The 341-nt window shown below is 41.9% G+C and carries 1 pseudogene; it reads left to right on the forward strand.

The window, feature by feature from the left end:
• Window positions 1–58 precede the first annotated feature (58 nt).
• Window positions 59–313, forward strand: a pseudogene (locus tag A10D4_RS13445) (transposase); the annotation flags it as partial.
• Window positions 314–341: the final 28 nt, after the last annotated feature.

Raw genomic sequence — 341 nt, forward strand, 5'->3', positions numbered from 1 at the left:
TAAAATAATACAGCTCACTCGTAGAATTTCTTTTAAACTAAAGCAAAGGAGTTTTACGATGAGTAAACGCATGACTGAAAGCCAGATCGTGGCGATTTTGAAAGAAGCTGAAGCCGGTATGCCGGTGAAAGATATTTGCCGTAAGTACGGCATCGGTAATTCAACGTTTTACAAATGGCGCGAAAAATACGGTGGTATGGAAGCGTCTGATGTGCGCCGACTAAAAGAGCTTGAAGAAGAAAACCGTCGACTTAAGCAGATGTATGCTGAGTTGAGCCTCAAATCACAGATGCAAGAAGACATCATAAAAAAGCTCTAGCACCTGTGGCAGAAAGGAAAGT

The sequence above is a fragment of the Idiomarina xiamenensis 10-D-4 genome (genome assembly GCF_000299895.1).
GTDB classification, from domain to species: Bacteria; Pseudomonadota; Gammaproteobacteria; order Enterobacterales; family Alteromonadaceae; genus Idiomarina; species Idiomarina xiamenensis.